The organism is Pseudomonas sp. 18175 (assembly GCF_050432925.1).
GTDB lineage: Bacteria > Pseudomonadota > Gammaproteobacteria > Pseudomonadales > Pseudomonadaceae > Aquipseudomonas.
This window is the reverse complement of the sequence record NZ_JBKFTO010000007.1, coordinates 276546-289662: the sequence shown is the minus strand read 5'-3', so window position 1 is coordinate 289662 and position 13117 is coordinate 276546. Positions and strand designations below refer to the sequence as shown.

The window sequence follows — 13117 nt, the reverse complement described above, 5'->3', positions numbered from 1 at the left end:
CTGATCCCATCCCGAACTCAGCAGTGAAACGATGCATCGCCGATGGTAGTGTGGGGTTTCCCCATGTGAGAGTAGGTCATCGTCAAGATTAAATTCCAAAACCCCATTTGCGAAAGCAGATGGGGTTTTGTTTTGGGCGCGAGAAAAGTGCTAGACAACTTCCAGTGCGAGCACCCAGCGGCTCAGCGGTGCTACATACGCCAAGCCCAAAAAATCAAAAAAGACCCATCCACGCGTCCTCACCGAAAACACCTGTGCGGTGCTGGATGGAGAAATATCAAGCGCATTACTGATCGTGAGGAGCTTGTCAGGCCTGCTTCCTGGGTAAGGAGGGGGGACGAAGTCAGGCAAACCGACCTGAAGCGCTCCGGCAACGTCCGGAATACTCAGTCGTAAGGTTTCCCTGGTTTCTAGGCGACCGACAATCTTGCTGTCAAAAAGGATTATGAGTGAGAGGCGAGTGCCATAGGCGCTATCAAGAAGTCCTTTCTTGCGGTGAATTGTGATTTCCATGAGCTGGCCTTGTGTGTGGAGGCACAAAGAGTATTGATCATTTCCAGGGGGGGGGTCGATCTGTGAGCTTGATCGCGAGCGCGGAGTGGCCAAGCGATCAATAGATCGCTCTCCAGTGCGCTGTGGAGGCTGTGAGCTTTCGATGAGTGGTCGTGCCGTGCTTTGGCCTTGGATCGCGTCATGGCCGCCTCTAGGCTTTGCTTGAGGGTATGCCGGTACATACAGGCGAATAATTTCACTGCCCGTCCACTTTTCTGCAGACGAAAAAAAAGACCTTGATATTCAAGGTCTTTCTTTAAGATGGTGCCCCGAGGGAGACTCGAACTCCCACTCCTTTCGAAAACGGATTTTGAATCCGCCGCGTCTACCAATTCCGCCATCAGGGCTCAATGGCGGCGAAGTATAGAGATGAGATTACCGTTGGTCAATCACCTTTCATGGTCAATTTTCACTATTTCCGCTAGACTTCCCGGCCCTGCTAGACGAACTCCATCATGCGCGTTGCTGACTTTACTTTTGAACTCCCTGATTCGCTGATTGCTCGCCACCCTTTGGCCGAGCGTCGCGCCAGTCGACTGCTGACCCTGGACGGGGTTAGCGGTGCCCTCGCACACCGTCAATTCACTGATTTGCTTGAGCATTTGCGCCCTGGCGACCTGATGGTGTTCAACAATACCCGAGTGATTCCGGCACGCCTGTTCGGCCAGAAAGCCTCCGGCGGAAAGCTGGAAATTCTGGTTGAGCGCGTGCTGGACAGCCATCGTGTGCTGGCCCATGTACGCTCCAGCAAGTCGCCGAAACCGGGCTCGAAGATCCTCATCGATGGCGGCGGTGAAGCCGAAATGCTCGCTCGCCATGACGCGCTGTTCGAACTCAAGTTCGCCGAAGAGGTGCTGCCTCTGCTGGAACGTGTCGGTCACATGCCGCTGCCGCCCTACATTGATCGCCCTGACGAAGACTCGGACCGCGAGCGCTATCAGACGGTTTACTCCCAGCGCCTCGGTGCCGTTGCCGCGCCAACTGCTGGCCTGCATTTTGACCAGCCGTTGCTGGATGCGATTGCCGCCAAGGGCGTCGAGACCGCTTATGTGACCCTGCACGTGGGGGCCGGCACGTTTCAGCCGGTGCGTGTGGATAACATCGAAGACCACCACATGCACAGTGAGTGGTTGGAAGTCACCCAGGACGTCGTAGACGCTGTTACCGCGTGTAAGGCTCGTGGAGGGCGAGTAGTCGCCGTGGGGACCACCAGCGTGCGCTCACTGGAGAGTGCGGCCCGTGACGGCGTGCTCAAGCCGTTCAGCGGCGACACCGATATATTCATCTTCCCAGGCCGGCCGTTTCACGTGGTCGATTGCCTGGTGACCAATTTCCATTTGCCTGAATCCACGCTGTTGATGCTGGTCTCGGCATTTGCCGGTTACCCGGAAACCATGGCGGCTTATCAGGCTGCCATCGAGAACGGATACCGTTTTTTCAGCTACGGTGATGCGATGTTTATCACCCGCAATCCGGCGCCACGCGGCCCAGAGGAAACCTTATGAGTCGTATGTCGTTTGAATTGCTCGCCACCGACGGCAAAGCCCGTCGCGGTCGCCTGACTTTCCCGCGCGGCACCGTGGAGACCCCGGCGTTTATGCCGGTCGGCACCTACGGCACCGTCAAGGGCATGCTGCCACGCGATATCGTCGCCACCGGTGCCGAAATCATCCTCGGCAACACCTTCCACCTGTGGCTGCGCCCAGGTACAGAAGTGATCAAGAAGCATGGCGACCTGCATGACTTCATGAAGTGGCAAGGCCCGATCCTCACCGACTCCGGTGGTTTCCAGGTGTTCAGCCTGGGCGCCATGCGCAAGATCAAAGAGGAGGGCGTGACCTTTGCCTCGCCGGTGGACGGTTCCAAGGTGTTCATGGGGCCGGAAGAGTCGATGCAGGTCCAACGCGACCTGGGCTCCGACATTGTGATGATTTTTGACGAATGCACGCCGTACCCGGCCGATGAAGACGTCGCGCGTATCTCCATGGAGTTGTCCCTGCGTTGGGCTCAGCGCTCGAAAAACGCCCATGGCGACAACACAGCAGCGCTGTTCGGTATCGTCCAGGGCGGCATGCATGAAAGCCTTCGCAAACGCTCGCTGGAAGGCCTCGACAAGATCGGCTTTGACGGCCTGGCTATCGGCGGTTTGTCGGTAGGCGAGCCCAAGCACGAAATGATCAAAGTGTTGGATTATCTGCCAGGCCTGATGCCGGCTGAAAAACCTCGTTACCTTATGGGCGTTGGCAAACCGGAAGATCTCGTAGAGGGTGTGCGCCGCGGTGTGGACATGTTCGATTGCGTGATGCCAACCCGTAATGCCCGCAATGGGCATCTGTTCATCGATACAGGCGTGCTCAAGATCCGTAACGCGTTCCATCGCCATGATGATTCGCCGCTGGATCCTACCTGTGATTGCTACACCTGCCAGAACTTCTCCCGTGCTTATCTGCACCATCTGGACAAGTGTGGGGAAATGCTGGGTAGCATGTTGAATACCATCCACAATTTGCGTCACTACCAAGTCCTGATGGCTGGTTTGCGCGAGGCTATTCAACAGGGTACATTGGCCGCCTTCGTCGATGCCTTCTATGCCAAGCGCGGGCTTCCTGTGCCGCCCTTGGACTGAGTTTTCCGACCCTAAGATTCACTATTTGCAACTGGAGTGCTAAATGAGCTTTTTTATCTCTAACGCCATGGCTGATGCCGCTGCGCCTGCCGCTGCCGGTCCTATGGGCGGTGGTTTCGAGTGGATTTTCCTGGTCGGCTTCCTGGTCATTTTCTACCTGATGATCTGGCGTCCACAGGCCAAGCGCGCCAAAGAGCAGAAAAACCTGCTGGGCAGCCTGCAGAAAGGTGACGAAGTCGTGACCACTGGCGGCATCGCCGGCAAGATCACCAAGGTCTCCGACGCTTTCGTGGTACTGGAAGTCTCCGACACCGTGGAAATGAAGTTCCAGAAGGGCGCCATCGCCGCCACGCTGCCAAAAGGCACGCTCAAAGCGATCTAAGTTCCAACCTTTACCAATCGACGGGGCGCGCAAGGCGCCCCGCGTTATAAGCGGGCGGCGTGATGCTGAACAAATACCCTCTGTGGAAATACGTACTGATCCTGGCGGTGCTGGCGATCGGTTTTATTTATTCCGCTCCCAATCTCTATCCTGATGACCCTGCGATCCAGATCACTGGCGCCAGCACTTCGCTGCAGGTCAATCAGGCTGATCTGGAACGCGCGAGCAAAGCGCTCACCGACGCGGGTATCCAGGTTAAAGCGGCAACATTGGCAGCTGATGCGAAGGGCGGTTTGTTGCGCCTGACCAAGCAAGAAGACCAATTGCCGGCCAAAGACGTTGTGCGCAAGGCCTTGGGTGACGACTACGTTGTCGCACTCAACTTGGCACAGACCACGCCAAAATGGCTGCGCAGCATTGGCGCGCACCCGATGAAGCTGGGTCTGGACTTGTCCGGTGGCGTGCACTTCCTGTTGGAAGTCGACATGGACAAAGCCCTCGACGCGCGTCTGAAAGTCTACGAAGGCGATGTGAAGAGCCTGCTGCGCAAAGAGAAGTTGCGCTATCGCAGCCTGCCGCAGCTCAACGGCGCCATCCAGCTGGGCTTCTCTGACGAAGCTTCCCGCGAACAGGCCCGTGCGCTGATCCGCAAGAACTTCAACGATTTCGATATCGTGCCGGCTGACCTGAATGGTCAGGCCGTACTGCGTCTGGCCATGAGCCCGGCGAAAATCGCGGAAATCCGCGAATACTCCATCAAGCAGAACTTGACCACGGTACGTAACCGCGTCAACGAGCTGGGTGTGGCTGAGCCGATCGTGCAGCGCCAGGGTGCCAACCGCATCGTGGTTGAACTGCCCGGCGTACAGGACACTGCTGAAGCCAAGCGTATCCTGGGTAAAACCGCCAACCTGGAATTCCGTCTGGCGGCTGAACCGGGTGCTACTCGTGCAACTTCCGAGGAGTTTGAGTTCCGCGAAGGCAACCGTCCTCCAGCGCTGATCGAGCGTGGCTTGATCATCACCGGTGACCAGGTGACTGACGCCAAGGCTGGCTTCGGCGAGCACGGTACTCCTGAAGTGAACATCCGCCTGGATGGCCATGGCGGCGAACTGATGAGCCGCGCCACGCGCAGCAACGTCGGTCGCAGCATGGCGGTGATCTTCATCGAGCAACGCCCGGTGACCACCTACACCAAGCAGATCGTCAACGGCGTCGAGAAAGACGTGCCGGTGCAGACCTTCAAGGAAGAGAAAAAGATCATCAGCCTGGCGACCATCCAGTCGCCACTGGGTGCTCAATTCCGTATTACCGGCCTGAACGGCCAGGGCGAATCTTCGGAACTGGCCCTGCTGCTGCGTGCGGGTGGCCTGGCTGCGCCGATGTACTTCGCTGAAGAGCGTACCATCGGCCCGAGCCTGGGTGCCGACAACATCACCAAGGGTATCGATGCGGCCTTGTGGGGCATGCTGTTCGTGTCCCTGTTCATCATCGCCATCTACCGCTTCTTCGGCATCATCGCCACCGTGGCCCTGGCGGGCAACATGGTGATGCTGCTGGCCTTGATGTCGCTGCTGGGTGCTACGCTGACCCTGCCAGGTATCGCCGGTATCGTACTCACCATGGGTATGGCGGTAGACGCCAACGTGCTGATCTTCTCGCGGATTCGTGAAGAGATCGCCGCGGGCATGACCGTACAGCGTGCAATCAACGAAGGCTTCGGCCGGGCATTTACCGCGATTCTTGACTCCAACCTGACCACGTTGCTGGTCGGCGGGATTCTCTTTGCCATGGGCACAGGCCCAGTCAAGGGTTTTGCGGTAACCATGTCCCTCGGTATCTTTACCTCGATGTTCACGGCCATCATGGTGACCCGCGCAATGGTCAACCTGATCTTTGGCGGGCGTGACTTCAAGAAGTTGTGGATTTAAGGGGCTGCCATGTTACGTACAATCAACTTCATGGGCGTTCGCAACGTTGCGTTCGGCGTCACCGTGCTCCTTACCGTTCTGGCGTTGTTCAGCTGGTTCCATAAGGGCCTGAACTACGGCTTGGACTTCACTGGCGGTACGCTCATCGAGCTGACCTACGAGAAGCCGGCCGACGTTACCCTGGTGCGCAACGAGCTGGTCAAGGCTGGCTATCACGAAGCCATCGTGCAGAGCTTTGGTGCTACCACGGACCTTCTGGTGCGTATGCCAGGCGAAGACCCGCAACTGGGTCACCAGGTGGCCGAGGCCTTGCAGAAGGTTGGCGGCGACAACCCGGCGTCGGTCAAGCGCGTTGAGTTCGTAGGTCCGCAAGTCGGTGAAGAGCTGCGCGACCAGGGCGGCCTCGGCATGCTGATGGCTCTGGTCGGCATCATGATCTACCTGGCGTTCCGCTTTCAGTGGAAGTTCGGCGTCGGCGCCATCGTCTCGCTGATTCACGACGTGATCGTGACCGTGGGTATCCTGGCGTACTTCCAGGTGACCTTCGACCTGACCGTACTGGCGGCCGTGCTGGCGATCATTGGTTACTCCCTCAACGACACCATCGTGGTATTCGACCGGGTTCGTGAGAACTTCCGTGTGCTGCGCAAGGCTACGTTGATCGAGAACATCAACATATCCACCACCCAGACCCTGCTGCGGACCATGGCCACATCGATCTCCACCTTGCTGGCGATTGCTGCGCTGATGATCTTCGGTGGTGACAACCTGTGGGGCTTCTCCCTGGCGCTGTTCATCGGCGTTCTGGCGGGTACCTACTCGTCGATCTACATCGCCAACGTGGTGTTGATCTGGCTGAACCTCAACAGCGAAGACCTGATCCCTCCGGCCAGCACTGGCAAGGAGGTCGACGACCGTCCTTGATGGGCGATTGTTGATCTGCTGTTACAAGAAAGGCGCGAGTATTGAACTCGCGCCTTTTTTTTTGCTCCAAGGCTGGGTATAGCGCGGACGTTTCGGTCCGCTTGTGATGGTCAGGAGGTTCACGTGAACAAGTCGTTGCTGGTTGGTGCGGTATTGGGTGCTGTCGGTGTGACTGCCGGGGGTGCTGTTGCCACCTACAGCCTGGTAAAAAGCGGCCCTGAGTATGCGCAAGTGCTGGCGGTGCAGCCGGTTAAAACCCAGATCAAAACCCCTCGCGAGGTCTGCAAGGACGTCGCAGTGACCAGGCAGAAGCCGGTGCAGGATCAGCATCAGATCGTAGGTACAGTGGTCGGTGCGCTGGCCGGTGGCCTGTTGGGCAACCAGGTCGGTGGCGGTAACGGTAAGAAGCTGGCCACCGTAGCCGGTGCGGTCGGTGGTGGTTATGCGGGTAACAAGGTTCAGGAAGGTATGCAGAATCGCGACACCTATACCACCACGCAAACCCGCTGCAACACCGTCAACGACATCAGCGACAAGGTCGTTGGGTATGACGTACGTTACACCTTGGATGGCAAGGAAGGTTCGGTGCGTATGGATCGCGATCCAGGCGGCCAGATCCCAGTCGACAAAGAAGGCCGTCTGATCCTGGGTCAAAACCAGCAGTAATCCCGGGCCTGGCGTAGATCAAAATGTGGGAGCGAGCAAGCCCGCTCCCACATTTGTTTTTGTATTGTTGCTACAACCGTGGCACGACCAAATCCCAGGCATAAAAAAAGCACCCCGAAGGGTGCTTTTTTTGTGCTCGCTCGCTTAACGCTTCAGCGAAGCCGGCAGGTGCGGCTGAATCGCCGTCAGTACTGCCTTGAAGCATTTGGTGTTACCAGCTACCACGTGGCCTTTCTCAAGGAAGTCGTGACCGCCAGTGAAGTCGCTCACCAAGCCGCCTGCTTCCTGGATCAGCAGGGCGCCTGCAGCCATGTCCCACTCGGACAGGCCCGACTCCCAAAACGCATCAAAACGACCGGCGGCAACATACGCCAGGTCCAGGCTTGCTGCGCCAGCGCGACGGATGCCTGCAGTCTGGCCAACCAAGGCGCGGAACATGCCCAGGTAGTTTTCCAGGTTGTCCATTTGGTCGTCACGGAACGGGAAGCCGGTACCCAGCAGGGCGCCGTCCAGGCTGGTGCGGCCGCTGACGCGCAAGCGACGACCGTTCAGCTGGGCGCCACGGCCACGACTGGCGGTGAATTCTTCTTGACGGACCGGGTCCAGTACAACGGCGTGTTCCAGGCGGCCACGGTATTTGCACGCGATACTCACGGCAAAGTGCGGGATGCCGCGCAGGAAGTTGGTGGTGCCATCCAGTGGGTCGATGATCCACAGGTAGTCTTCGCCTTCGCCGCTACCTTTGTGCAGGCCGGTTTCTTCACCGAGAATGCCGTGGGTAGGGTAGGCCTTGCGCAGCGCGTCGATGATTTTCTGCTCGGCGGCGCGGTCCACCTCGGATACATAATCCTTGGCGTCTTTTTCGTCGACCTTGATGGTATCCAGGCGCTCGATGGAGCGGAAGATCAATTCACTGGCGCTGCGGGCGGCGCGCAGCGCGATATTCAGCATGGGCTGCATGGATGTGTCACCTAAGGTTGTTAAAGAAAGCCGAGCATTCTAGCAGAAACTTTCTTCAGGTGAAGGACGACGTTAGCTTTCATGGCATAACCTTAGGCGGTTCTGTAAGATTTGCTCCCCTTTCCCGTGTCCGAGAGCGCCTCCCTTGCTGCAAAACATTCGTGTCGTCTTGGTCAATACCAGTCATCCCGGCAATATCGGTGGGGTGGCGCGAGCCATGAAAAACATGGGGCTGACGCGCCTGGTGCTGGTCGAGCCGCGTGTGTTCCCGCACCACGAGGCCGATGCTCGTGCATCTGGCGCCAATGACATCCTTGCCAATGCCCAGGTCGTCGCCACCTTGGAAGACGCTTTGGTCGGCTGCAATCTGGTGCTGGGCACCAGTGCGCGCGACCGCCGTATCCCTTGGCCGCTGCTGGATCCGCGAGAGTGCGGCACTAAGGTGGTGGAAGAGGCTGCCGGCGGCGCTGAAATCGCCTTGGTGTTCGGTCGTGAAGACTCCGGCCTCACCAACGAAGAGCTGCAGCGATGTCATTATCACGTGCACATTCCATCAGACCCCGAGTTCAGCTCGCTGAACCTTGGGGCAGCGGTGCAGGTGCTGACCTACGAAGTGCGCATGGCCTGGTTGGCCGCTGCAGGTCAGCCAAGCAAAGTGGAAAAGGACGAGGTTGCATCGACCAAGAGTGGCGAGTTGGCCACCATGGACGAGCTGGAGCGGTTCTATGAGCACCTGGAGCAAACCCTGGTGGCCATCGAATTCCTCGACCCTGAAAAACCACGGCACTTGATGGCGCGCCTGCGTCGCTTGTACGGGCGTAGCTCGGTCAGTCGAGCGGAAATGAATATATTGCGTGGCATCCTCACGGAAACCCAGAAAGCGGCCCGTGGCGAGCTTCTTAAGCGGAAGGATTAAAAATGTTCGAGCGTTTGCGAGAAGATATCCAGAGTGTTTTCCACCGTGATCCGGCGGCGCGCAACGCCTTTGAAGTGCTCACCTGCTACCCGGGCATGCACGCGATCTGGATTCACCGCTTGTCCAATGCCTTATGGGGGATGGGCTGGAAATGGCTGGCGCGCCTTGTGTCGAACTTTGGTCGCTGGTTGACCGGGATCGAGATTCACCCTGGTGCCAAGGTGGGGCGTCGGTTCTTTATCGATCACGGCATGGGCATTGTGATTGGCGAAACCGCTGAAATCGGTGATGACGTAACCCTGTATCAGGGCGTGACCCTTGGTGGCACCAGCTGGAATAAAGGCAAGCGTCACCCGACATTGGGTGACGGCGTGGTGGTGGGGGCGGGCGCCAAGGTGCTCGGTCCTTTCACGGTCGGTGCGGGTGCGAAGGTGGGTTCCAATGCTGTCGTAACCAAGGCCGTGCCGCCTGGCGCGACGGTAGTGGGTATTCCCGGCCGAATCATCGTCAAGCCCGAAGTCGGCGACGAGCAGGAAGCCAAGCGCAAGGCCATGGCCGAAAAAATCGGCTTTGATGCCTATGGTGTCAGTGAGGATATGCCTGACCCTGTGGCGCGCGCTATCGGCCAGTTGCTCGACCATTTGCAAGCAGTGGATGGCAAGCTGGAAGGGATGTGCGGTGCGCTGAAGGATCTCGGCAGCCCCTATTGCGCCAAGGAGTTGCCTGAGCTGCGCGAAGAAGACTTCGCCGAGATCAAGGATGAAGCGGCTACCAAGGCGGGCTAGTTCTAAAGGCTGATACATAACCCTGTGGGAGCGGGCTTGCTCCCACATTTGATCTCCATTGGTCTTGAGATAGGGCGTTGGTCCTGTTCCCGCTGTTCGATCCCACCCCATCCTGCTATTATTCGGCGCCCTTTCTGCGGGTAATCCTGACTAAAGTACTAGGTCTTATAGTTGACTTAAATACTCGGGAATCGCATACTTGCCCACATTCTGAAACACCTTGGTAATTGTCCATGAGACTGACTACAAAAGGCCGATACGCGGTGACCGCCATGCTAGACCTGGCCTTGCACGCGCAAACTGGGCCGGTGTCCCTGGCCGATATCTCCGAGCGCCAAGGCATTTCCCTGTCCTACCTTGAGCAACTGTTCGCCAAATTGCGTCGCAGCAACCTGGTTTCCAGTGTGCGTGGGCCCGGCGGTGGCTATCAGCTGTCCCGCGACATGCAGGGCATTCAGGTGGCCCAGGTGATCGATGCGGTCAACGAATCCGTCGACGCCACCAAGTGCCAGGGCCTGGGTGATTGCCATGCCGGCGACACCTGCCTGACGCACCACTTGTGGTGTGACCTGAGCCTGCAGATCCATGAGTTTTTGAGTGGTATCAGCTTGGCTGATCTTGTGACTCGCCGTGAGGTGCAAGAAGTAGCCCAGCGTCAGGACCAGCGCCGTTGCAACACCAAGGCGCCGCGTCTGGACAAGATCGAAGCGTCCGCCGTCGAGTGACAGCCGAAGAGCTAACGGCACGCCAGCCAGCCTGATTTAGGAGAAAGTCCATGAAATTGCCGATTTACCTTGATTACTCAGCGACCACCCCGGTTGATCCGCGTGTCGCGCAAAAGATGAGCGAATGCCTGCTGGTTGACGGAAACTTCGGCAACCCGGCCTCCCGTTCCCACGTATTCGGCTGGAAAGCCGAGGAAGCGGTCGAGAACGCTCGTCGCCAAGTCGCTGACCTGGTCAACGCCGATCCGCGCGAAATCGTCTGGACCTCCGGTGCTACCGAGTCCGACAACCTGGCAATCAAGGGCGCGGCGCACTTCTATGCGACCAAAGGCAAGCACCTGATCACCACCAAGATTGAGCACAAGGCTGTCCTCGACACCATGCGCCAGCTGGAACGTGAAGGTTTCGAGGTCACCTACCTCGAGCCAACCACCGACGGTATCGTCACCCCGGCCATGATCGAGGCCGCGCTGCGCGAAGACACCATCCTGGTTTCCGTTATTCACGTGAACAACGAAATCGGCACCATCAACGACATCGCAGCCATTGGCGAGCTGACCCGTTCTAAGGGCATCCTGCTGCACGTCGACGCCGCTCAGTCCACCGGCAAGGTCGATATCGACCTGTCGAAGCTGAAAGTCGACCTGATGTCGTTCTCTGCCCACAAGACCTACGGCCCTAAAGGCATCGGTGCCCTGTACGTGAGCCGCAAGCCTCGCGTGCGTATCGAAGCCACCATGCACGGCGGCGGTCACGAGCGCGGCATGCGTTCGGGCACCCTGGCCACCCATCAGATCGTTGGCATGGGCGAAGCCTTCCGCGTAGCCAAGGAAGACATGGCTGCCGAGAACATTCGTATCAAGGCTTTGAGCGACCGCTTCTACAAGCAGGTCGAGAACCTTGAAGAGCTGTACATCAACGGCAGCATGACCGCCCGTGTACCGCACAACCTGAATTTGAGCTTCAACTACGTCGAAGGCGAGTCGCTGATCATGGCGCTCAAGGACCTGGCGGTTTCGTCCGGTTCGGCCTGCACCTCGGCGTCCCTTGAGCCTTCGTATGTATTGCGCGCCCTGGGCCGCAACGACGAACTGGCACACAGCTCGATCCGCTTTACGTTCGGCCGTTTCACCACCGAAGAGCAAGTCGACTACGCCGCGCAGAAAGTCTGCGAAGCGGTTAACAAGCTGCGCGTCCTGTCGCCACTGTGGGACATGTACAAAGACGGTGTCGACATTTCCAAGATCGAGTGGGCGGCACACTAAATATAGAAGCCGCCACCCAAGCTCTGTAGGAACGTGGCGGAAAACGCAGGCGTTTCTACAGGGTTCCAGAGCGGCCCTGATGAGTGAGGATTCAGTACCATGGCTTACAGCGAAAAGGTCATCGACCACTACGAAAACCCGCGTAACGTCGGCAAGATGGACGCGGAAGACCCAGACGTCGGCACCGGCATGGTCGGCGCCCCGGCGTGCGGCGACGTGATGCGCTTGCAGATCAAGGTCAACGACGCTGGCGTTATCGAAGACGCCAAGTTCAAGACCTACGGTTGCGGTTCGGCCATCGCCTCCAGCTCCCTGGCGACCGAATGGATGAAAGGCAAGACCCTGGATGAGGCTGTCACCATCAGCAACACCCAGCTGGCCGAAGAACTGGCGCTGCCGCCAGTGAAAATCCACTGCTCCGTACTCGCTGAAGACGCCATCAAGGCGGCCGTTCGCGACTACAAGCAGAAGAAAGGCTTGATCTAAGCATTTGGCGACGAGTAAGGAGTCAACGATGGCTATCAGCATGACAGAAGCGGCTGCGCAGCACATTCGCCGCTCCCTGAATGGGCGCGGTAAAGGTGAGGGGATTCGTCTGGGTGTTCGCACCACGGGCTGTTCCGGCCTTGCCTATGTGCTGGAGTTCGTCGACGAGGTGGTTGCGGAAGACCAGGTGTTCGAAAGTCACGGCGAGAAAGTGATCATCGACCCTAAGAGCCTGACCTACCTGGACGGCACCGAACTCGATTTCGTCAAGGAAGGGTTGAACGAAGGCTTCAAGTTCAACAACCCCAACGTGCGCGGTGAATGTGGCTGCGGCGAAAGCTTCAACATCTGAGGCTATTCGTGGGTACTCCTTGTCATTTCGCTTTATTCGAGCTGCAGCCGAGTTTTCGGCTGGACCTCGAGCAGCTTGCCACGCGCTACCGAGAATTGGCGCGTGGGGTGCATCCGGACCGCTTCGCTGACGCTTCCGAGCGTGAGCAACGCCTGGCGCTGGAGCAATCGGCCAGCCTCAACGAAGCCTATCAGACCCTCAAAAGCCCCCCGAAACGCGCGCGTTACCTGCTCGCGATGAACGGTGGTGAGTTGCCCCTTGAAGTCACCGTGCATGATCCGGACTTCCTGATGCAGCAGATGCAGTGGCGCGAAGAACTCGAAGACTTGCAGGACGAAGCCGATCTGGCCGGTGTCGCAGTCTTCAAGCGTCGTCTGAAAACGGCCCAGGATGAACTGAACGAAAGCTTCGCAGCCTGTTGGAATGACGCAGCGCAACGTGAACAGGCCGAACGCCTGATGCGGCGCATGCAGTTCCTCGACAAGCTCACCTACGAAGTGCGCCAGCTAGAAGAGCGCCTCGACGATTAACCCCGTGTGCTGCCCGT

At 58.3% G+C, this 13117-nt stretch carries 15 protein-coding genes, 1 tRNA gene and 1 rRNA gene; 14 read left to right on the top strand and 3 right to left on the bottom strand.

The window, feature by feature from the left end:
- Nucleotides 1-88 (top strand): 5S ribosomal RNA (gene rrf, locus ACLD1Y_RS12645); the annotation flags it as partial.
- Between the two features lie 62 nt (nt 89-150).
- Here rrf and ACLD1Y_RS12640 read toward each other — a convergent pair.
- Together ACLD1Y_RS12640 and ACLD1Y_RS12635 are read right to left on the bottom strand one after the other, a co-directional pair.
- The gene (locus tag ACLD1Y_RS12640) at nt 151-513 is read right to left on the bottom strand and encodes a hypothetical protein (RefSeq protein WP_429478274.1); all 363 of its coding nucleotides are present in this window, start codon (nt 511-513) and stop codon (nt 151-153) included.
- A gap of 301 nt (nt 514-814) precedes the next feature.
- Nucleotides 815-899, bottom strand: a tRNA-Leu gene (locus ACLD1Y_RS12635).
- A 108-nt stretch (nt 900-1007) separates the two neighbouring features.
- Here ACLD1Y_RS12635 and queA point away from each other — a divergent pair.
- The 6 genes from queA (at nt 1008) to ACLD1Y_RS12605 (ending at nt 7081) form a co-directional block, all read left to right on the top strand.
- Complete coding sequence (queA, locus tag ACLD1Y_RS12630; protein ID WP_429478273.1) at nt 1008-2057, top strand: tRNA preQ1(34) S-adenosylmethionine ribosyltransferase-isomerase QueA; 1050 nt, start codon at nt 1008-1010, stop codon at nt 2055-2057.
- A 5-nt stretch (nt 2058-2062) separates the two neighbouring features.
- A complete protein-coding gene (tgt, locus tag ACLD1Y_RS12625) occupies nt 2063-3178 on the top strand; it encodes a tRNA guanosine(34) transglycosylase Tgt (protein WP_162303237.1) in 1116 nt (371 codons plus the stop codon).
- A gap of 43 nt (nt 3179-3221) precedes the next feature.
- A complete protein-coding gene (yajC, locus tag ACLD1Y_RS12620; protein WP_003175975.1) occupies nt 3222-3560 on the top strand; it encodes a preprotein translocase subunit YajC in 339 nt (112 codons plus the stop codon).
- Nucleotides 3561-3622: 62 nt separating this feature from the next.
- The gene (secD, locus tag ACLD1Y_RS12615; RefSeq protein ID WP_429478272.1) at nt 3623-5491 is read left to right on the top strand and encodes a protein translocase subunit SecD; all 1869 of its coding nucleotides are present in this window, start codon (nt 3623-3625) and stop codon (nt 5489-5491) included.
- Nucleotides 5492-5500: 9 nt separating this feature from the next.
- Entirely contained in the window at nt 5501-6415 is a 915-nt protein-coding gene (gene secF, locus ACLD1Y_RS12610) for a protein translocase subunit SecF (protein ID WP_429478271.1), read from the top strand.
- A 123-nt stretch (nt 6416-6538) separates the two neighbouring features.
- On the top strand, nt 6539-7081 hold the full coding sequence (locus tag ACLD1Y_RS12605) for a glycine zipper 2TM domain-containing protein (protein WP_053257883.1): 543 nt from the start codon (nt 6539-6541) through the stop codon (nt 7079-7081).
- Nucleotides 7082-7225: 144 nt separating this feature from the next.
- Here the strand turns inward: ACLD1Y_RS12605 and suhB are convergent, their stop codons facing one another.
- Complete coding sequence (gene suhB, locus ACLD1Y_RS12600; RefSeq protein WP_003175971.1) at nt 7226-8041, bottom strand: type III secretion system regulator SuhB; 816 nt, start codon at nt 8039-8041, stop codon at nt 7226-7228.
- Nucleotides 8042-8186: 145 nt separating this feature from the next.
- On the opposite strand from suhB, the gene trmJ reads away from it, so the two are divergent.
- The 7 genes from trmJ to hscB all read left to right on the top strand — a co-directional run bounded on the left by trmJ (nt 8187) and on the right by hscB (nt 13100).
- Nucleotides 8187-8957: a tRNA (cytosine(32)/uridine(32)-2'-O)-methyltransferase TrmJ gene (gene trmJ / locus ACLD1Y_RS12595; protein ID WP_429478270.1), complete on the top strand. Its 771-nt coding sequence runs from the start codon at nt 8187-8189 to the stop codon at nt 8955-8957.
- 2 nt (nt 8958-8959) lie between these two features.
- Entirely contained in the window at nt 8960-9742 is a 783-nt protein-coding gene (cysE, locus tag ACLD1Y_RS12590; protein ID WP_429478269.1) for a serine O-acetyltransferase, read from the top strand.
- Nucleotides 9743-9975: 233 nt separating this feature from the next.
- Nucleotides 9976-10467, top strand: a complete 492-nt coding sequence (gene iscR / locus ACLD1Y_RS12585; RefSeq protein WP_003194020.1) for a Fe-S cluster assembly transcriptional regulator IscR — start codon at nt 9976-9978, stop codon at nt 10465-10467.
- A 50-nt stretch (nt 10468-10517) separates the two neighbouring features.
- The gene (locus ACLD1Y_RS12580; RefSeq protein WP_017736827.1) at nt 10518-11732 is read left to right on the top strand and encodes an IscS subfamily cysteine desulfurase; all 1215 of its coding nucleotides are present in this window, start codon (nt 10518-10520) and stop codon (nt 11730-11732) included.
- Nucleotides 11733-11831: 99 nt separating this feature from the next.
- Nucleotides 11832-12218, top strand: a complete 387-nt coding sequence (iscU, locus tag ACLD1Y_RS12575) for a Fe-S cluster assembly scaffold IscU (protein WP_028617851.1) — start codon at nt 11832-11834, stop codon at nt 12216-12218.
- 28 nt (nt 12219-12246) lie between these two features.
- The gene (gene iscA, locus ACLD1Y_RS12570; RefSeq protein ID WP_003175963.1) at nt 12247-12570 is read left to right on the top strand and encodes an iron-sulfur cluster assembly protein IscA; all 324 of its coding nucleotides are present in this window, start codon (nt 12247-12249) and stop codon (nt 12568-12570) included.
- Between the two features lie 8 nt (nt 12571-12578).
- Entirely contained in the window at nt 12579-13100 is a 522-nt protein-coding gene (hscB, locus tag ACLD1Y_RS12565; RefSeq protein ID WP_078050105.1) for a co-chaperone HscB, read from the top strand.
- The last annotated feature ends 17 nt before the right edge of the window (nt 13101-13117 follow it).